Annotated in this window: 17 protein-coding genes; 7 read left to right on the forward strand and 10 right to left on the reverse strand. The window is 48.5% G+C overall.

Annotated features, from left to right (window positions below):
• Nucleotides 1-276: 276 nt before the first annotated feature.
• Nucleotides 277-600 (reverse strand): H-NS family nucleoid-associated regulatory protein, encoded by a 324-nt coding sequence (locus tag ACP0GE_RS04965; RefSeq protein ID WP_424830894.1) that lies wholly within the window; start codon nt 598-600, stop codon nt 277-279.
• A 166-nt stretch (nt 601-766) separates the two neighbouring features.
• A complete protein-coding gene (locus tag ACP0GE_RS04970; protein ID WP_424830895.1) occupies nt 767-1,084 on the reverse strand; it encodes a hypothetical protein in 318 nt (105 codons plus the stop codon).
• 723 nt (nt 1,085-1,807) lie between these two features.
• On the opposite strand from ACP0GE_RS04970, the gene ACP0GE_RS04975 reads away from it, so the two are divergent.
• Nucleotides 1,808-2,560, forward strand: coding sequence for a hypothetical protein (locus ACP0GE_RS04975; protein ID WP_424830896.1), 753 nt, complete (start codon nt 1,808-1,810; stop codon nt 2,558-2,560).
• A gap of 212 nt (nt 2,561-2,772) precedes the next feature.
• On the opposite strand, the gene ACP0GE_RS04980 is transcribed toward ACP0GE_RS04975, so the two are convergent.
• Both ACP0GE_RS04980 and ACP0GE_RS04985 read right to left on the reverse strand, forming a co-directional pair.
• Nucleotides 2,773-3,879, reverse strand: coding sequence for a trypsin-like serine peptidase (locus ACP0GE_RS04980; protein ID WP_424830897.1), 1,107 nt, complete (start codon nt 3,877-3,879; stop codon nt 2,773-2,775).
• The gene (locus tag ACP0GE_RS04985) at nt 3,880-6,144 is read right to left on the reverse strand and encodes a S8/S53 family peptidase (RefSeq protein WP_424830898.1); all 2,265 of its coding nucleotides are present in this window, start codon (nt 6,142-6,144) and stop codon (nt 3,880-3,882) included. It lies immediately after the preceding gene.
• A gap of 119 nt (nt 6,145-6,263) precedes the next feature.
• On the opposite strand from ACP0GE_RS04985, the gene ACP0GE_RS04990 reads away from it, so the two are divergent.
• Nucleotides 6,264-7,013, forward strand: a complete 750-nt coding sequence (locus ACP0GE_RS04990; RefSeq protein ID WP_424830899.1) for a hypothetical protein — start codon at nt 6,264-6,266, stop codon at nt 7,011-7,013.
• Nucleotides 7,014-8,281: 1,268 nt separating this feature from the next.
• On the opposite strand, the gene ACP0GE_RS04995 is transcribed toward ACP0GE_RS04990, so the two are convergent.
• The gene (locus ACP0GE_RS04995) at nt 8,282-8,512 is read right to left on the reverse strand and encodes a hypothetical protein (protein ID WP_424830900.1); all 231 of its coding nucleotides are present in this window, start codon (nt 8,510-8,512) and stop codon (nt 8,282-8,284) included.
• Nucleotides 8,513-8,794: 282 nt separating this feature from the next.
• Between ACP0GE_RS04995 and ACP0GE_RS05000 the strand changes: the two genes are divergently transcribed.
• Nucleotides 8,795-10,477, forward strand: a complete 1,683-nt coding sequence (locus ACP0GE_RS05000) for a DNA cytosine methyltransferase (protein WP_424830901.1) — start codon at nt 8,795-8,797, stop codon at nt 10,475-10,477.
• 42 nt (nt 10,478-10,519) lie between these two features.
• On the opposite strand, the gene ACP0GE_RS05005 is transcribed toward ACP0GE_RS05000, so the two are convergent.
• The 4 genes from ACP0GE_RS05005 to ACP0GE_RS05020 form a co-directional block, all read right to left on the reverse strand.
• Nucleotides 10,520-11,425 carry a DUF3883 domain-containing protein gene (locus tag ACP0GE_RS05005; RefSeq protein WP_424830902.1) on the reverse strand — a complete coding sequence of 302 codons (906 nt, stop codon included), beginning with the start codon at nt 11,423-11,425 and terminating at the stop codon, nt 10,520-10,522.
• Nucleotides 11,426-11,456: 31 nt separating this feature from the next.
• A complete protein-coding gene (locus tag ACP0GE_RS05010; protein WP_424830903.1) occupies nt 11,457-13,427 on the reverse strand; it encodes a DEAD/DEAH box helicase in 1,971 nt (656 codons plus the stop codon).
• 17 nt (nt 13,428-13,444) lie between these two features.
• Complete coding sequence (locus ACP0GE_RS05015; protein WP_424830904.1) at nt 13,445-14,761, reverse strand: hypothetical protein; 1,317 nt, start codon at nt 14,759-14,761, stop codon at nt 13,445-13,447.
• Between the two features lie 275 nt (nt 14,762-15,036).
• Complete coding sequence (locus ACP0GE_RS05020; protein WP_424830905.1) at nt 15,037-15,795, reverse strand: hypothetical protein; 759 nt, start codon at nt 15,793-15,795, stop codon at nt 15,037-15,039.
• Between the two features lie 169 nt (nt 15,796-15,964).
• Between ACP0GE_RS05020 and ACP0GE_RS05025 the strand changes: the two genes are divergently transcribed.
• Nucleotides 15,965-16,201 (forward strand): hypothetical protein, encoded by a 237-nt coding sequence (locus tag ACP0GE_RS05025; RefSeq protein ID WP_424830906.1) that lies wholly within the window; start codon nt 15,965-15,967, stop codon nt 16,199-16,201.
• 115 nt (nt 16,202-16,316) lie between these two features.
• Nucleotides 16,317-17,306: a hypothetical protein gene (locus ACP0GE_RS05030; RefSeq protein ID WP_424830907.1), complete on the forward strand. Its 990-nt coding sequence runs from the start codon at nt 16,317-16,319 to the stop codon at nt 17,304-17,306.
• Here the strand turns inward: ACP0GE_RS05030 and ACP0GE_RS05035 are convergent.
• Nucleotides 17,291-18,010 (reverse strand): hypothetical protein, encoded by a 720-nt coding sequence (locus ACP0GE_RS05035; protein WP_424830908.1) that lies wholly within the window; start codon nt 18,008-18,010, stop codon nt 17,291-17,293. The genes ACP0GE_RS05030 and ACP0GE_RS05035 overlap by 16 nt on opposite strands.
• A gap of 64 nt (nt 18,011-18,074) precedes the next feature.
• Here ACP0GE_RS05035 and ACP0GE_RS05040 point away from each other — a divergent pair, with 64 nt between their 5' ends.
• Nucleotides 18,075-18,326: a type II toxin-antitoxin system ParD family antitoxin gene (locus ACP0GE_RS05040; RefSeq protein ID WP_424830909.1), complete on the forward strand. Its 252-nt coding sequence runs from the start codon at nt 18,075-18,077 to the stop codon at nt 18,324-18,326.
• On the forward strand, nt 18,323-18,619 hold the full coding sequence (locus ACP0GE_RS05045) for a type II toxin-antitoxin system RelE/ParE family toxin (RefSeq protein WP_424830910.1): 297 nt from the start codon (nt 18,323-18,325) through the stop codon (nt 18,617-18,619). The genes ACP0GE_RS05040 and ACP0GE_RS05045 overlap by 4 nt, the downstream gene beginning before the upstream one ends.
• Nucleotides 18,620-18,737: the final 118 nt, after the last annotated feature.

Here is an 18,737-nt window from a genome sequence, read left to right on the forward strand (position 1 = left end):
CAGGTTTGCGGTCACGTCGCTTTGATAGAAGATACGCGGAGGTACGTTAGCAGCATTCATCAGGGCTCAAGTCAGGGTCGTTTTTTCGACAAGCCTTGTCCAATTTGTAGTGACCCTGCGCCGGGTTGGAAGCGCATACGAAATTCCTGAAACACATGCAGTTTCGCCGCATCGAGATCAGGCGCGGCGTCGCGTTTTCTAATTTCCACCAGTCTCGCAAAATCGTTGAGAAAAAACAAGATGAGGAGCCAATGGCTCCTCATTGTATTTGACAAATCAGATCGTCAGATCGTCGATGGATTTTCCGGCTTCCAGAGCCGTCTTGACCCATGCAGGTTTACGACCGCGCCCCGTCCATGTCTGTGTCGGGTCATCAGGGTTGGCGTATTTGGCAGCCGACTTGGTCGCCGCTTTTTTGCCCTTGCCACTATGCATAGCAATCACATCTTCAAAAGCCACGCCCAGCTTATCCGCAATCGCGCGCATTTCCTTCAATGCCTTTTGCAGTGTTTCTTTTTCCACTGCCACGGCGCGCTTTTCGATCTTCACCGCAAGCTCTTTCAGTTCAGCCGCATTCAGGCCGCTAATGTCTATCGACATCTCATTCCCCTTGCTTTCTGTCCAATCGCGACAAAGCAGAAAACCACACCAAGAGCAAGTTGAGCCGAACAAGAAGGCGAATTACAGCCCAACGAAATTCGAGGCATAGGAATAAGGAGCGCGCGATACACAGGCAATCCACCTAGAAACCGTTATCCGCCAAACATTAGGTTTTAGCGATCCGTTCTCCGGCTCGGACACGGCTGAGGGTGATTTCTTTCGTTTGGGATGGCTTCCATCTGGGCGGCTTGAAATTTTGTTCATCAGATGGGATCAAATGATAATCCATGGCATTGCTGCGTTCTGGGGTGCGTGTGATTAACTTTTCACCGGGTAATCGTTCGCCTATGAAATGCTCGTCTAAGAACCGCTCGAGGTAAGCATAACCCTCATCAAATGAAACATCCTTGCAGGTGCATGATTCACGCAAATCATCGTCACACTGTGTTTGGATAAACAACTGCCATTCATCTAGGACTTTCATTGTGAGATGCTATCAAATCAAGCTGATGCACATCCGAGATATCGGTAAGTTATCCACAGATTTGACACACGAGGTTTCCGAAATATATTTCTGGATGCGTTTCGCAGGCGCAGTTCCATTGTGTGAACGGTTTCAGCGGTTCTTCCTCTCTTTGTCCTGACGTGTTGCCGATGCAACCGTCTGGCCTCCGCCGAGGAACGGGGGTGCAAGGATAAAGGGCGTGTACCTGCCACACGGGACCAGAGCCACGCGGAGCTGCAATGCACATGAAGCGAGCATGGCGAGGACCCACCCTTTGATCCGCGCCGGGGGGCGGTAGCCCTAAGAAAACCCAAGCAGAGGACGTGTAACAAGGGGCTGGTCAAGCCGACAGAGCCGGTACCCAGACTCCTCAATCCAACAGTCCCTTCCCCAGTTTCACAAATTAAACTAGATGTATAAGAATAACTCGGTCATGAACTTTGGATATATAGTGCGGGCATCTGAGCCTCTGCTCCATGTCCTCGGAGTCTAATTGCGATTGCGGTATAGTAGCTCGACCAACATTGCGTGAAACACACGTTCCTAAAAACGGGCATCACTCTTCTAAACTTGCGGTACGGCAAAACCAATGCCGACGTCAGACGAGACAGCAATTGCGAATAGAAATATCAGAGTTTACGCTGAAATGCGATTGAGTGTAGTGTTTTGTTATTAAGCTATTACTTTCGCAGGAGCACTTCATTGAAACTGAGCTATTCTATTCTTGCCGCAACTTTAGTTGGATCATCCCTTGTTTCTGGCTGCGCCTATGAAAGTAGAGCATTTGATGCCGAACAGGCCGTTCTTGGTAATGTCTCTGGTGATGAGCCACTTCACTCAATCACGCTGGGAACTCCGTTGAATCCTCTTGAGAAAACATTCAAGTCCACAACTATACTTTTAGACAAACCACCCATCAGAACAGCCATATACGCATTGCAGCTTTCTGATTCTTACAAGCGGCTTGGTGATGAGGCCGCTCGAAATCGAGATTTTTCCGCTGCCGCAATAATAACCTTGGCCGGAGCAGCTGCCCTCGGCAATGCGTCCTCGATATCCGCCAAAGATGCCGCAATAGTATTGGCAACTGGTGCCGTAATAAATGAAGGTGTAAAATATGTTAATCCCGGCGCAGCATCTTCGGCGTTTTACTCCGCCTCAGAAGCAATGGCATGTACTAGCACAGCGATAGCGAGCCACGTTCCGATCAATACAGACCCGACTTATCAAGTTACCACTTTGTCACTATGGTACATCCGCAAGAATGAGGTTCTTCTTCGCACCGCTCTGGAACGCAAAACTCCGGACCTGTCATCCGTTCTGAAGGCATTGAATGTACTAGAATCAGTTGAAAGTGATGTTGCTGAAACAGCTGCTTTATCTTCAGTGGATCTAGAGGCCCTTGAAGCATCTTTGAAGCTCTGCCTACCCAAGGAGGTGCCGGAAGAGACATAAGACAACGGTGACTTCAGGGTAATCACAGCAATGATTGGAACCACGATTGCGGCAGCATTGAGGGCACACAGAGACGCGCGAGCATTACCTCCGTGAAGATGACCAGAAGCACTCGAACGCCTCAAATCCCAAAGAACAAGTTCGCAACTTAGCTCTAAAATTCTGAAACAGGTTTAAGCTGAAGTCGGGGGTTTTGCTCCAATGCAAAGGAATTAGTTGCCTAAAAATTTAACGATACGCCAACTCAGAACAGCTCGATTCAACGTAGAGAACTCGCCAGAACGACTCATTCCGAGGTGGTGAAGAGCAATGACTTCTCCTTCCTCATTGAAAACTGGTGAGCCTGATGACCCTCCTAGAGTGTCACACTCATGAGCAAGATCTAGATCCTTTTCATATCCATTGACGGGTGACTTAGAAACACTGCAATCATAGTCACTAATCTGCTTTGGTTCTCCGGCCGGATGCTGGACTAGGAACAGTTTTTGCCCTGTGACAGGAACTGATGAAGAGAGCTTAAGCGAACCCCACTCAGAAACAGCCCCAGGCTTCCCATCTAGTTCGAGAAGAGCAACATCCAAGTTTCTGTCTGCTTTCAAAACTTTCACACAGCCAAATTGTTCTTTTGGAGCCGTAAAAAAAGCATCGCTTTTCTGGTACCCAAATAAAACCTTGGTAGTTTTGCATACGTCGGCAGTGGCTACACAATGATGATTAGTGATCATTGTGGAATCAGATACCATAAACCCGGTGCAAACATATCGTTTACGCACACCGTTTTTATTCTTCAAGTAAGAGAGCTTTGCGACCGACCGTTCAACCGCGTCAAGCAACTCCCATTCTCCTGTGTATCGACCTACATGTTCCCGCTCATCTGGCTCGGAGATAGATTCAAACCTTGCTCCGCTCTTGTCATAGTTAATACTAACAATTTTGAACCCAAATTGGTCGTCTTCAACCCCTCGTACAGAGACTGTTACGCTTTGTCCCGGAACCAAGTGGGTAAACAACGTTCCAGCTTCTGACAATTCTTGTGCAGATATTTTTTGGACTACGTTGCCAGTAAAATTGGTTATTTCAATAAAGGACGAAGATGCACCAGAACTGTCATCCAAAAGCTCGAGTTGAATGAACTGTGCACCGGGTCGTTCAAAAGTCTCTTGCCACAGAAAGTTAATGGCAGGTCCACCTTCTTCAATTGGAGGATACGCTATGTCTAAGATATCAACTGCACCCTCCTGATGAGGCCAAGCAGATTCCTCGGCCAATAAGGTGGTCGACGTAGTTAGTGCCGCGAGAACTATCAAATTTCTAATCATCTAATTACTTCCCACTTTGCTGTTAATAACATCGGATACTTCTGAAAATACAAACTCTTGAATTCCAACAGGTTTACACTGTTCGCCATAGGCTTCGAAAACATCGAATATAAGTTTGCGATGTCGTTGATGTTTAGCACTGATCTCAACAACATCGCTAAAAAGGTCCTGAACTGTTTCGTGTACAGACCAAAACCTTACATTACTAAGCTCCCCGTCGAGAGTCAGACGCTTCAGCCTAAGCAACTCTCTTGCTCTTACATCTGGTAAGCTACCGCTGCCATGATGTAACCGCTTCATCGAAAGGCTAGCGTTTACCCCAGTGTCAAGCTTAACTGATCTAATTTTTCCCACATACTTACAATCGTCGACGGTATGCAGAATGTCATCCTCAATAGAGATGGCTATTCCAAAATCCAACATCCCACCCAGTGCAAGTTCTTGCAGGTCACTTTGGTAACTGCCAGTTGAAACCAACCTGGCGGCAAGATCCTCTGGGCTAATTCGGTCATGCGACATAGACAGGACGTGTCCTGCAACCGCTGCAGCAATTGGTGTCGCTTGGGAGGAACCTTTCCCAACGCCAATCTTATCGGCTCCCCAGGGGCCGACACCCACGCCAATCGCACCAAAATCGTGGCAGGTGTCGCCATAACCAGCCCCGTCCATTTGACCAACACTCCAACCTTCGCCTTTTTCTTCCAAGTCGTAGGCCACTACAGAAATAATGTGCTTTGCGGGATCGTTCCCAACTCGCAACGCAGCAGGGCTTCTAGAACACCTGTCGTCATTTTCTAGCCTCGGAGCGGCAACAATGAAGGGGATATGGGAGAGACTTAGGATTTTATCGCTTATGGGTTTCAAATCCTGCTCTTCCCACGACATGCTAATCGAAAAAATCGTGTTGACCGCTGGCGCGGCAACCTCAGCCTCACCAAGGAAGGCTAAGAGTTTATCTGCATTCGTGATGTTGCCTGCGTCATCATATTCAACCGAAAAATGACGGATCGATATCAATGGATCATCTGAATCAAACAATCCAGAAGACAAATATTTGGCCAAAATTCCGAGTGTATGAGTTCCGTGCTCGGACGGGTGAACCTTGTTTGCCACCTTGAGTTTACATTTTGCAGCGTCGACTGGATCAATCCCGACGTCGTCGGTATATGTGATTTTCCATGAGCGGAATTCGAAATCCTGAAATTGGGCAAAAAAACAATTTTCGAAATTTGCCTTATGATCAACATGAAATATGTTCAGGCTTTTCCTGGGGGAGTCTGCAAAAATCCTCGCTTTTTCGTCGTCGCTTAGACTGAAGTTCATTAGTTGAAAGGAAGCGCTCTCTATAGCGTCTAGCATGGTTAGATCATCGCCGCCTCCTTGTTCAAATTGAACTCCGCCTGGAAGAAGAGCATTTGCCCCCAAGCTTTTCTTGAACTCGGTCATTGAAGTGCCGTTAGACAGCGTTGTACCACCGCTAGTTACACTTACTTCGGGTTCGTTTTCGAACTTTACCCGTGGAATAGCCACCAGCTCAAAGGCAGCATTCGGGCTGTTGTAATAGTCTCTGATTGCAATAGGGACAAGCTTTGATTTTTCAGTCGGCTCACTAAGCGACGACGCATCGTAATACACTATGGGGGGTCGAGTATTTTGCTCCCAAGACAATGCTTTAACTTCTGAACCGCAGGCTCCATGTACTGCCCCGCAATACATGGTGTCGAAATCACCCGTCGTGATGGCGTTTCGAGGCCGCCCTTCGGCCACAGCTATCGGATTGACCTGAGTAACGTAAGAATTAACTAGCCGGTAGTCAGGTATAGTGACTATGTCACCAGCTCGAATAGTCCAGTTTCCGGGCGTAGGCGCTAAACCATCTATTGAACCCGAGAGGCTTGCGAACGAACTGGATTTCTTAGTTCTCGAGCACTTAGTGTTAATATCACAAAGCAATGCATCCATTAACAAGTTAGAGTCTTGTATCCATGCTGGCCACACACCGGTTCGTCTCATCGTATCGGTAATAGTCTCATCCGATTCTAGAACTTCAATCTGTGTGGTACGCAACTGTCCGCTGTTGTGCATAACCGTGTAAAAGCTACTCAGGTCTTGCGTTAGGTCGCCGACATTTAGCGCCTCGGCAGACCAATCAAATACAAGGGGGGTTGTAGGTTCTGATGTTTGCTCCGCAATCAGTTGGCTTGGGGGAAGAATACTAACGCAGAAACACATTGCGACCATTGAATGGCATGGTAATTTTTTCACCTATCCACCTCCAAGTAGCTCAAACTTCTTCAACGAATCATATGATCAGAAAATTTTTAAAGTATCGTCGCATCTATCTGAAATTTTGCCAAAAGTTATTGTAAGAAAGGAATCTCCAAATGAGATGGCTCAATAGTGCAACGCAAGTTGTCTTAAAGCTACCAATTTTTTTGGTTTTGTTCGGCTGTGGGTCAATCGACTATAGCCGAGTTGTGGAAACCAGCAAATTTGATGGGCGATTATTCGTAATGTGGGTCGGAGAAGGGTCGGCCTATTCGGGCGACGGAAGGTTCGTTTTCATCCCCAACCCAAACGACCCGCTAACGTTCACTAGATTAGACAACTTGGGCAATGTAATTGGACAGCCGATAAGACCGGAAATTATGTACACAGACGGAGGATCAATCCCACGACTTGCGACAGTGTTTAAGGGACTATCTCCATGGGGTTACGCTCCTGCCTACATGGTTCATGACTGGCTTTTCATCGCGCATCACTGCAATGTCGATGGGACTCCAACAGAAGAAGAAAAAAGGATGTCAGACCTCAACTTCTCTGATTCAGCGATAATTATGGCTGAAGCGATAAAATCCTTGCAAGTGTCAGGACAAGTTCAAAACAATGACGTGTCGGGATTTGCGGTGTCATCCGCGGTTAGTGGCCCTATTTCTCGTTCGCTATGGAACCGGAAAGGCGCGTGCGAAGGTCACAGAGTTTCTAAAGAACATAAAGCTGCTGCATTGGAGGCATTTCCTAGAAGCATTGCAGCAGTTCCAGAGGACGTTGGGCTTGAACCGCTTGATCTATTAACAGAAGATTTCGACGCAGATAGTGACAAGGCAATACTTATCGGTGAATTTGGTTTTTGAGGGGAACCAATTTTCTTGGATATCAGTATTCTAAATTGATCCGGTCTTTCGAGTCCCGCCGCCTGTCAAGTTTAAACTTTGGGTGACCAGAAGCTGTTTACTCTTGCTATCTGGGCGGATCGGCATTTCCTCATCTTGTCGATAGGGCCGTGTTTTGTGTCAGTGAACAGTTGTCGGTACTGAAACAACACCAATCGGTTTCTTGAGCTATGTGCTACCTAACGTTGTTCAACTTCCATGAAAATGGTCTGGGGTCTTGGGGGCAGGAACGCCTCCCAAGTCGATGGGTGCAGGGAGAGTGAAATCCCCATGCTCGGGTTCGGCTTCGAAAAGCTGACGGCATTCAAACCGCGTAGGGTTGATCTATGGGGTGTTGGGGAGAGAAGAACTCTCCCTGACGAGAGATCAAACACCGACATGTTTGCTGGCTGGTTCAGGGCTCAATGCCCTGCTCCGGCCACAGCCTAGGGGGATGCAACGGGGGCGCGCAGCGAACCCCCTTGCCAAGATGTGCGGTACTACCGCACACATCTTGCGATCACCCAGAATTCCCACCTTCTGTGTCACTGACTTCACTTTGCCTCAGCCAACAAAAGGGCCATTGACCGGCATGACCCAGCTTGCAACTCTCGAGAGAGTTTGTTCAAAAGGGTTTCGCATTATGAGTTTATTTCGAGCGGCATTGATGTTGCCTGCTATTGCTTTGTCGGCTTGCGCGGCAACAACGCCGAAGACAATTGGTCCACGAGTAGACAATGCACCCACGGCAAGCCTGTGGCAAGCACACCGTGATCCAAGACTCACTCCGTTGCAATTGGCCTTTGTCGAAGCTGAGTTGGCATCTCGTGGCGCGACATCCTCAGGCTCGTCTTACATCGGACAGAAAACAGCAAGCGCTTACGGTAAATCTCTATATTCTCGCGGCAGTGCGACATCAACGGTGTCAAGTGATCGGGACTGCGCAGACTTTGCATCACCGTGGCAAGCCCAACGCTTTTTTCTCGACAGCGGCGGACCTTTGACCGATCCCCATAACTTAGATCGCGATGGCGACGGATTGGCATGCGAATGGGGAACGACACTACGCTCGAATTCTCGGAAAGCAAGAGCTACAGCGCCTGTGAGAGCGCGACCCACTTATTCGAGTTCGCGTTGTTATGTAGGACCGCGTGGCGGAACCTACACCATCACTGCAAGCGGCAATAAGAACTATGGTGGTTGTTAGGATAAGCCGGTTGATCCGGCTTATCCTAGTGGATCAAACGTCACTACATGTTTTTGGCTTCAGTTTCGAAATTCTGTACCGGAAATAGGTAGACATCATTTTCAATAATCTGCGTTCCTACGGTGCGTATGCAAATGCCACCATCGTTGGCTCGGTTCCAGGCGACGCCGATGCGCTCCAACTTGGCTTTTTGACCAAAACCCTTCGGTGTCTTTACGACCCAATCAGGTGCGTTTTGATTTTCGGTTTTGGAAGTTTGATTTTCGTTTGTCATGGCTTTTCCTTTCTGTTGATCTCGGCCAGCCATTTGGCCGATGACGTGGGTAAGAGCCGACCATCCCTTTCTCCGCATGCGTTACTCGGTTCGAGCGTTTAGCGAGGAGTGGTGCGGGCTGCGCATTGCGGCGAAAGGGGTTGTCTGCTTCCCATGACGAAACGGCAGTTGGCGAGGCGAGCGTTTCAGTGGAATGCCCAGTGTAACAAGCGAAAATAAGTTCCCCAAAACACCTTGTCAGAGGACAACATATGGGGTTCAACAGACACATTGCACCAAGAAGTGGAAGAAAGTGATAAAACATTGAAAAAGTCACACAGGGCAATTGATCTCTATTCAGGCGTTGGTGGTTGGTCTTTCGGCTTGCGTTTAGCAGGTATCGATGTCGTCGCTTCCTATGAAATCTGGGGGCCAGCCAACGAAACCAATTTCAAGAACAACGCTCACCAGGCTCAGACGGTTGATATTCGTCGGCTTTCGCTGGACGATTTGCCAAGCGATATCGACATTGTTGTGGGAAGCCCGCCTTGCACTCAGTTCTCATACAGCAATCGAGGAGGAAGCGGCGATGTCGCCGACGGCCTCGAAGATATAAAGAAATTTCTTACGATCGTTGATCATCTTAAACCCACGCATTGGGCGATGGAAAATGTTCCTAGAGTAGCAAAAATTATCGAGGCTGAACTTGAGAGTGGCGGAGAGCTTCATAGATTTCGACATCTTGGCTGCGAAACACACATCGTAGATATGGCTGCGTTTGGTTTGCCCCAAAGGCGAAAACGATGCATTGCTGGGAATTTCAGCTTTGAGCGCCTGAACTCGTTTAAGAAGAGAATGACAGCAAAAACGTTAGGCGATGTTTTACAGGCGCTTGGGACTGATCCAGTGGTCGACCCGTTATATGGGGTAGAGCTTCCGCGTGACGAGCTCACCGAACACCACAAAGAGGATGTCCTAAGTGACGAAGAAGCTAGAATAAACCGAGCCAATAAAACCACTCACCACATATATAACTCAATGCCGTTCCCAGATCCACTAGATCGAAGTGTTAGGACAATAACTGCGACCTGCACCAGAGTGTCCCGGGAAAGTGTAGTTGTTCGTTCCGGCGACGAAGGAGACCAGTTTCGTAGGTTGACCTTGAGGGAACGCGCCAGTCTTCAAGGTTTCCCAATAACTTTCCAGTTTTACGGTACGAGTTATGGCCAGAAGCTGAGGATGATTGGCAATGCTGTTCCTCCAGCATTTACGTATTTGATGGGCAAAGTTCTAGTAGGCACCGGAGCTGAAGAACCAGTCGATTTGTGCAAGGCAGCAGTAGGTGTCTCGCAGCCCGGACCAAAACCGCCAGCGACTCCGCCCGACAAAGTTGGCTCCCAATACCCTGAAGGAAGAACGTTTCGGTTCGCTATACCCAGTCTACGACTGAAGAGTGGTGTTCGGTTCGAGTTCCGAAACCAGAAACAACAAGATTTGACTAAATGGCAAATCCAGTTTTATTTTGGAACTTCAAAGGAAATTCTTGATCTACAGCTGAATGACGATCTTAAGAAACTTCTCCTAGCTGGGATGTCAAACACGTTGGGTGAAGTGGTCAAGGAGACCATTAGCGAGATAGAAAGGTATACGAAGACGGTGGACTTTCGAAATATGCAATCGGTTTGGTCACACAGAGGTCCGGCTGGGACCAGGCCTTTTACCTATTTGGATATGTTGGATGAAGAAGGCAAAGCGTTGGTGGCCCGGGTCGAACCACATATCGATGAAGCCACTGATCTCGTGAACCTAGCATTGGAAGATTCCTATGGGGCTAGTTTTCTTCAGTTGCCTGGCATCAAGAAACTGCAACGGAACGCTCCTCTGATACTCTCCGGCCTACTAATTGGAGCGTCACTAAATCCAATCATTGATCGGAGAACTTCTCAACAATTGGGCGAGAGTCCCCTGAGTTCACGAGTCAGCTAATCTTGGTAACGACCTTGTTACCAAATTTCCACGAACGGCGTTCTATGTCGATTGGAATTCAAACGAAGTTGCTTCGACAGTCCAGCCGCTGCCTAGCCTCGAGAACAACTCTGGCGAGGGCGCTAAAATAATGTGAGGCTTGTAGCTTGGCTCGTTGCACTTCGTACGGTCGACCAAATATAGCGCATATGCCTCGCCGAACTCCAACGCAGTCGCTATCTCGTTTCGGGACCAATGAAACAGCTTTCTGGATCCGTGTGACTTAACTTCGATGAACAGGTCATGTGTTAGTGATGTCGGGGATGAGAACGAAACAATATCGTAACCTGCGCTTACGTCTTCGGATGAAATCTTGCGAATTTGCGACTGAAGTGGATGAGACGCAAGGCGCGCTCGTTCAAATTGCAAAACCCAATCTTCGGCTTCATCACCGAGCTGTCTTTGGCGCTCAAGTTGAGCATCCAATTCAACGACAGACTTTGCACGCGGCGGTCGCCGGTCGTTTTCGATTGATGCAGCTGAAAGAAAATTGCTCGTGTAGCGCTCAGATACCGTCCAGTATCTTGTAGATGTAGACTGTCTCTTTGCCACACCGAACTCGACGACCCAGTTTGAGAAGCCATCGTTGGTCATTGGAAGCGTCATCGCATCAATCTGCAGAGACCCTGAAACACTGTCTAGCATCATGCAAGACCACGCCTTCGCAAGCGTAAGACGTTCCGCCAAATCGACCGCAACTTGCGAGGCTATGGCCGCCCACCAATCGGTCTTGGCATCATGCGTTAGTGCTACCTTATCATCGTGTTCAAGATCGGCTATTTTGTAATGCAACAGTTTTAAGATTGTATTTCTGGTTCGCGAACGTGAAACAGGTTCGAGAGCGGCAAAACCAGAGATCAACTGCTCTACGGATAGAGTTCCGCTTTGCGCCAAGAGCAGCTCAATCAACTTAATTGTCGTGCTCGACGACAACAGTCCATCAGTTGGTCTTGCGAAGTTCATACGCTTCAAGGATTTCGCGCAAATCCCCTCGGTCAGCATCGTCGGTCGCGGTCAACAGGGGAATGTCATCGGCATCGACCAATTCCAACAACCGCTGCTCTTTGGCGCTAAGCCGACGGTCAATATCTTGATCAACGGTTACCTCTGTCAACAAGTAGTGATATCTGACCGTCTTCCCCCCTTTCGGATTGTATCTGTGGATGCGGTCTTTCGATTGGATGAACCTGCCTGCGTTGAAATCACGGTCAAAGTAAATCGCAGTTCTACAAGCCTTGTGCAGCGATATTGACTCACCAACTGCTTGCGGGTTCGCAATTAGCACCGCGCTGCTTTTGGTGGCGTGGAAACGGTCAATTATTTCTTCACGCGTACCATAATCCGCGCCTACATCACTGTCACCTGTCGACGAAGGCGTCGCTCCAGTCAGGACTTCTACGAAGTCTGCATAGCCGGAGAGTACTTTCTGAAGTAGCGCAAGGTTCCCTAAAAAATAGGACCAAACGAGTACCTTGCCCTGTTGCTCCAAAGTTCTTCCAACTAATGAACAACAGACATTCAGACGTTCAAGGTCGGCCAAGGGATCAAATTCGCGTATTAGGTCCGCGACTTCGAGCTCGGCGACATTGAGATCTCCGGACTCTCCAGTATCAAAGATACCGTCTTCATCACGCTCAAGAGGCAGTAGTAGCAGGGCCGGGTTTACTACCGCTTGACGCAGCCGAACCAGACGAGCTCTCAAACGAACGCTCGCGTTCTCAGTTGCGATCTGTTCGCGCAACTGGGACATAACTTTGCGTTCGAGAGAGTGGTAGATTTTCGAGTGCTTTTCACGCATTGGCACCCTGTTACGCGCGACATCGACTTTCGGAAGTGACAAGTCGACCTTTTTAATTCGGGTGTAGAACGGTTGAATCTTTGACTTTAGCTCTGGAACAGCAGTTGGCATCGAACCATCTGTCATTGCCCGCAATGATGCGACCGGAAATCCGATAATGTGTCGATCAGGATAGAGGAACTTAAATAGGTTCGCTAAGTCTTCGTAACCGTTAGGTGCGGGTGTACCAGTAAGCACTACGCGGGACCTCGCGAGAGGAGCGAGACTCAAAGCAGCTTCAGCCCATTTACCATCTTCGTTCTTCTTTATGTAATGAGCTTCATCCAATACGACCATCGTGCGTGGCCCAACGTGCTTAAGGTATGTTTTGTAGTCATCTTCGACATTAGCCAGCGTCTGATATGTCGTCAGAGTTAACTCCGTTTTTCTCGATTCAATTGAAATCCCCCTGAGGTGCTCACTGCGTTCTTGCGCTGCTACGCCCCCTGAAATCCGTTTAGATGTCGGCTGTCGGTCGAAAATAGCTACGAATTCATCCTCCCATGCCTTGAATGAAGACAATGGTCCAACAATGAGCAAACGATCTACTGACTTGGGATCATCAGGCGGAAGACTGCGAAGGTATGCGTAGGCAGCGTACACAACAGAGGTTTTTCCTGCCCCCGGCACAGAAAAGTTGCATGCGTTCTGCGAAAACGCGAGGTGGAAGGCAGAAAGCAACTGCTTTCTATAAAACGTTCTCCCTGGGCATTGTTGTTCGACGACAGCAACAAATTCCCTGAATTCTTCTGTATCAATCTGCGCATCCCAAATTTCTTGAGCGCGACGCGAAAACTCCTCAAACTGTTTTTCTTGCCTCTCTACAGCGCGAATTTCCTCAGCGACAATCTCGCTCTGTTCTATCGAAACGCCAAGTTTCGTTAACAATTTTGCTACCCTTCGGTACTGCTCCGTAACTTGATCAGAACGAGTAGGAACGCGAAGCACACTTTGGTTTTCAATTCTTCCGCTTAGTTGCCGTGCAAAGGCGGAAAACAATGGATGATTAACCACGCCTTCGACACCCTTGACGACTAAGTACTCTTCCTCTGAATAGTATTCGATCTTGGCCACTGAAATACCTAACGAAACTATGACTTCGACTTTTTGAATCGTTGCTTGATCGCGTATGACATTCGGTTGATTTCCATGGTGAGATCTTCATTTTCAGGAGACAGAAGTCCATCGCTGTCGAGATCAATCTTTTCCATTAAATCCCTTGCCTTTCTCAACAACTCACCGGGTTTGCTACCTTCGTTGAGAAGTCCAAGTTTCCAACTGGCCTGACCAAAGCTGCTTTTTAAATGAGAGTCGACTTTGTCACACCATTGCTTGTCTCTGGCGCGAGCCGCATCCAACTTGGTCTCATAGGAACCCGAGCCAGCTTCGATGAACGAGCGAAGGTCGCCCATTTTCTGCGTTATCGGATCCACATTAGTCCCGTGGCTGGCGCTAAACTTCTCCCAAATCTCTTTGTTCGCAAAAAATGTCTTCTTGCCTGCGCTATTAAACGAAATCTCTCGATATGCTTTGTTTGATGTGTATTGTCCGAAGCGTATGAAATCGAAGTGAATGAGCTTCAGCTGCAAAACATCCAATTCAGAGTCGTAATTCCAGGGAATCTTCGCGTTGCCAGATTCCAGTCTCTTCAAATCTCGATACAAGTCTACAAACATGCCCTCCTTGGTGCCATCAGCATCCTTTAAGAGGAGGTAGAGCCGCGGGCACTGAATGTGCTCTAGGTATTCGTCCATTAACTCCATGATTCTTAGGAGCATTTGGGCATTTCCGGGATTTGCGCCCATGAGGGCGTCGATTTCGTCGGGTTCAATGCCCAAATCATATCGTAGTCTTCGGGCGTGAAGATACTTTTGCAAAGGCCCGTATTCGACCTTTGAATCCTCACCAATTTGATACTGAGTTTCTAGGCGAACAATTTCTGCTTGGTTGTCAGCAAAAGAGTGAGGAAGGATTATTGCATCGAAATACTGTTTTTCCTTGGGCTTGCCTTTCTCTTCAAGCCGACGAAGCAACATGGCTCTACGATTTCCGTCAATGATGACTCCATCGAGACTGACGATTCCGGTTTTCAATTGACCTTTGGTAGTTATGTCTTTGAGCGTCGCCTTGTTTCGACCCTTGTTAGATTCCCAAAGGAAGTTCTCGATCTTCTTGTGAAGTTCCTCGTCATAAACTTCGTGCGACGCCGTGTTTTCTTGCTCCCAAGTGAGCATTTCCGCTTCGATACGTCCGTTGTGTCGATTGTAAATCAAGTAATCGAGATCGATCCTATGAACTTCGAAGCTCTGCCGCTCGTTCATGTAGTAGAGCTTTTCCCTGCCCTGACTTTCGCTTGATGACCTAATTTCTGAGAGCTTTTGCTTACGAACCGCTGTAGAGAGAACCATCCAATCCCCAAAAAAGTATCTGCTGAATCACATCAACGCAGAGTAGCATGTTGTAACCCCAGCACAACATATGGCGTGCATTGGTTAACGGTTTTGAATGTTCCAAACGGACTGAGTTTTACAAATGGACTTCGCGACCGCAGCGAATGCCTACCTAGACCGGTCGCATCATGAAGAGAGTACGGTGGCACTCAATTTCAGCTTTGGGCCGCCAAAACCTTTTGAAGTTGGATAGGCTCAGGCCCGCAACACGCCGTTTTGTTGCTGCAAGCCTTTTATTCACCGGGTAGCGGCAGTGTCTCACCGTCTATACCGAGTTTCTCTAACAGTATTGTTGGTCGACTGAATATCAGCAATGCAAACAAAATAACGCCGACGACCTTCAACACCAGCCAAGCCAGCAGCAACATGAGTGACTTTCTGGGCCCGTTTGGCAACCCATCTATGGCTCTTTCGAATACTGTGTAGGCCGCGTTATCTACCTTATCTTTGTAGTCCTTGACCGCATTCCGAAACAGATAGAGTTTTAGTTGGACTGATTGAAGCAATTCTTGCAACCAACCCCCGGCTCTGCCAATGAACTTTACTCTGAGTATCCATTGGCGAAATGCTCTCATATTGACCCTCTCAGCAAGAAGGTCTTCGTACTTTTTCAGCCCCGCCATTATCTGTTGAGAGGAGTTCTCATCTTCCTCATCAGCCTCTTCCTCGTCATATTCCTCGACAGCAGATTCATCTATTTCCTCACTGTCCGCAGCACCTCCGGCAGGGGCGTTTTCCATGTTGTGTTGGCTGATTTCTCGAAGCAAAGACATCAAGACAAACAGATTTTTGGAAGACTTCCAGCGCGAATACTCAATTGACAAATCGTCGCACAACTTCGGATCAGCAATCATCACCTTGAATTTCGGCAGAGCCTTGATCTTCGATTCCAGTTCTTGGCGGTCAAAGCGGTTCATGAGTTTTCTATCCTGCGCTAGCTTCAAGAAGTTCATCGCGAAGATGCTGAAATCACTCATTTTACTTTTTGACATGGAGTTTTCCTCCTCCTGCGCCAAAATCCGCTGCTTCCGAAATTTGACTGTTGACGCGTCTCCGTTGTCGCTTTAGTTTATTTGTAAACATATTAATAAGTAGAAAAATGATTACAAGTAGCTATACAGGCAATGACGCTACGTAATCTCAAAATGAAAGAAGGTGAGCATGACGTCCGATGAAACTACGGTGTGGGCCCTACGCGGTGTTCGCCCGTCGACAAAGAAGCTATTCAAGCAAGCATCTGCCATGAAGGGCGTAAACATCGGGGAATTGGCAGATAGTGCGTTGAGGGAAGCCGCCGAGCGCGTGCTTACAGAAACTCTTGGCGAAGAAGTCGCGCAAAAGATGGTCAGCACTCTTTCGGAGAACCGCCGGGCGGCTGGACCAACTGGACTAAATTGATTTTCGCGGATAGTAGAGCCCGCTGGCGGCGTCGCCCACATTACTTCCTAAACGCGAAACCAGTTGAGTTTATGAAGAAATTTTTTCAAATAGTTACAATCCCTTAGATTGCATTATGTGTTTTAGCGAAATGCTCAAATTGGCGTTTGAGACAGCGTTACGACGTTATGATGAGTATATGGTGTTTCCTCCTGAGAAAAGGCCATGTGATGTTTGGATCGAGGCTCATGAATTCTGGGCAGTGGTAGAGGCGAAAGGTGACGGTTATCTGCTGAGTGTGACGACTGGCCTAGTCGAGAAAGTTATCCAGCTTTGGGCAGAGACCCTCCCCCTGGAAGACCTTCCGATAGTCTCAAAAAAGCCTTTAGCGCCAGAGGCCATTCAAATGACGCAGATTTCGTTAGTCTGGTTGATGCTTCACGAGTTTCACCATATCGATATGCATCATTTTGATCTGACGGGTGAGTTTGCCATTTCTGAAACACGTAACGCGCCAACATTTGGTGTATCCAGACGTGCTTCGCTAACGCCCAACCCATTGGATGCCATACCGCCAAACTTGCGGGAATTGGTCCCTTTTTGTCTGGAGCTACAGGCAGATCATGATGCCGCTGAAATGTTACTGGAAAACTACTCAGACGAGGAATGGAACAGTCTACGACTTAGGGCGATGGCTGCGTCAGCAATGATGATGTTAATTGAACGCGAAGATGAAAAACACGGGCCTTTGAACAAAACTCATCCCAAAGCGTCAACGCGAATTTTTCAACTGCTAGGTCATCTGGCAGAGATGCCTTTGATCGCTGCACAAACTCATCAAGACAGTTCGCTCATACCGGATGCAGAAGAACTTGAAGCCTTCTCGCGAGAAGTGACCATCCCCTGCTTTTTTGATGCTATCCGAATGGCTCAAATCACAGGTGCGACCTCCATCGCAAGCGACCTTGGCGATCCCGCAAACTTCTTTAAAGACTTGGAAATCGCCAAGCTGGGTGATCCGTCACAATATGATGAATTGGAAACCCAAGGCGCACAGGAATGGGCCAAGCTTTGGCCGTGCAACGAAGCCCTCAAGCCCCTTCTCGGTGGTCACTTTACAAACTGAACCGAAGTACGATGTAGCGAACACGGATTGTCCGCTACCCACGTTGCCAGTTGCTTGGTTTGGACCGGAACATCCGGTTTTTGCGCCGTGATCAATACAAATTCGTGTAAGCCTTCATCGTGGCCTTCAATCAAAGGGTCCGGTCGTCCGTCTGGATGTCCCGGCAAGAGATTTTTCCCAATTACGAGTGGCGCAGATAGCTCCTCGTCCTGCCCAAGCGGAATTGGGTGCCACTGCCCTCGCACCCCTTGTAGCGCAACAGCATAGCCATCAACGTCGCTTGTGAGCTCAAGCAGGAACGGTTGCTCCAACTTCAGTGTTGCTCCAGCCGCCTCTAACTGGCTTTCCCGCTGCACAATCCCAAACTGCGATTTGGTCAAAACGATCCTCAGATGATCCGACGTCGCGCGCGCTTCCAATATCTCTCGCCATCGAATCTCAGGCGTCTGAGGGAATATCTCCGGTGCTTCCACATGCACAACATTGAAGTGATGATTGAGCAAGAAGTCATACAGCACCTTGGCCCGTATCGCTGAATACTCACCACGTTGCAGATTGCGCCGATAGTTATCCGCCAAGCTCCAAGGCGGGTTGAAGGGCGTTTGTAGAAACTGATCAAACGGTTCATTTGCCAGTTCCGCCACTGCAACTAGGGCTTTGTAAAGCTTCGCTTTATGCGCTTTGCTCTTTGGATCAAATGACATGAGGACTATGTTCCTATGGCAATATTTGTCATTTTCTGACATACTATGCGTAGGAGGACCAGATATGGCCAGTATGAATATTTCCCTCCCCGATCCAATGCGGGACTGGGTGGAACAGCAGATGAAATCCGGGCGTTACGACAACGCCAGCGAGTACATGCGTGACCTCATCCGCCATGATCAGGATCGTGCCTCCAAGATCGCTGTCATGCAACGTCTGGTCGATGAAGCTATGGCAAGTGAAGACAGCGATAATTCCCTCGCCGAAATCCGCGCCATTGCCCGACAACAGGCAGGAATTCCAGCCACAGAATGAACTACCGCCTTTCTGCAAAGGCGGAAGCCGATCTGATCCAAATCTATGTTGATGGTGTTCAAGACTTTGGCGTCATGCAGGCCGAAGCCTATCAGGACAAGATCGACCAAGCGATTGAACTGATTGCTGAGAACCCGGAAATGGCACGTCTGCGGGATGAGATCACCCCACCTGTTCGCATCCATCCGGTGCATGCGCATGCAATCATCTATCTGGTTGACGATAACCGGATGGTCAGAATTTTGCGTGTGCGTCATGGCCGTGAGAACTGGCCGGATAACCCCATCGGATAACCGTTTCAACACTCCCGATCACCCGATTACACCCTCCTTTCACCTGAGATCACCGTGGGCCTGCCACGGTATGGTCACATCTAAGCGCATAGGATGATTGAAGAATTATTCTTGCGTG

Source organism: Ruegeria sp. (assembly GCF_965243365.1).
Taxonomy (GTDB): domain Bacteria; phylum Pseudomonadota; class Alphaproteobacteria; order Rhodobacterales; family Rhodobacteraceae; genus Ruegeria.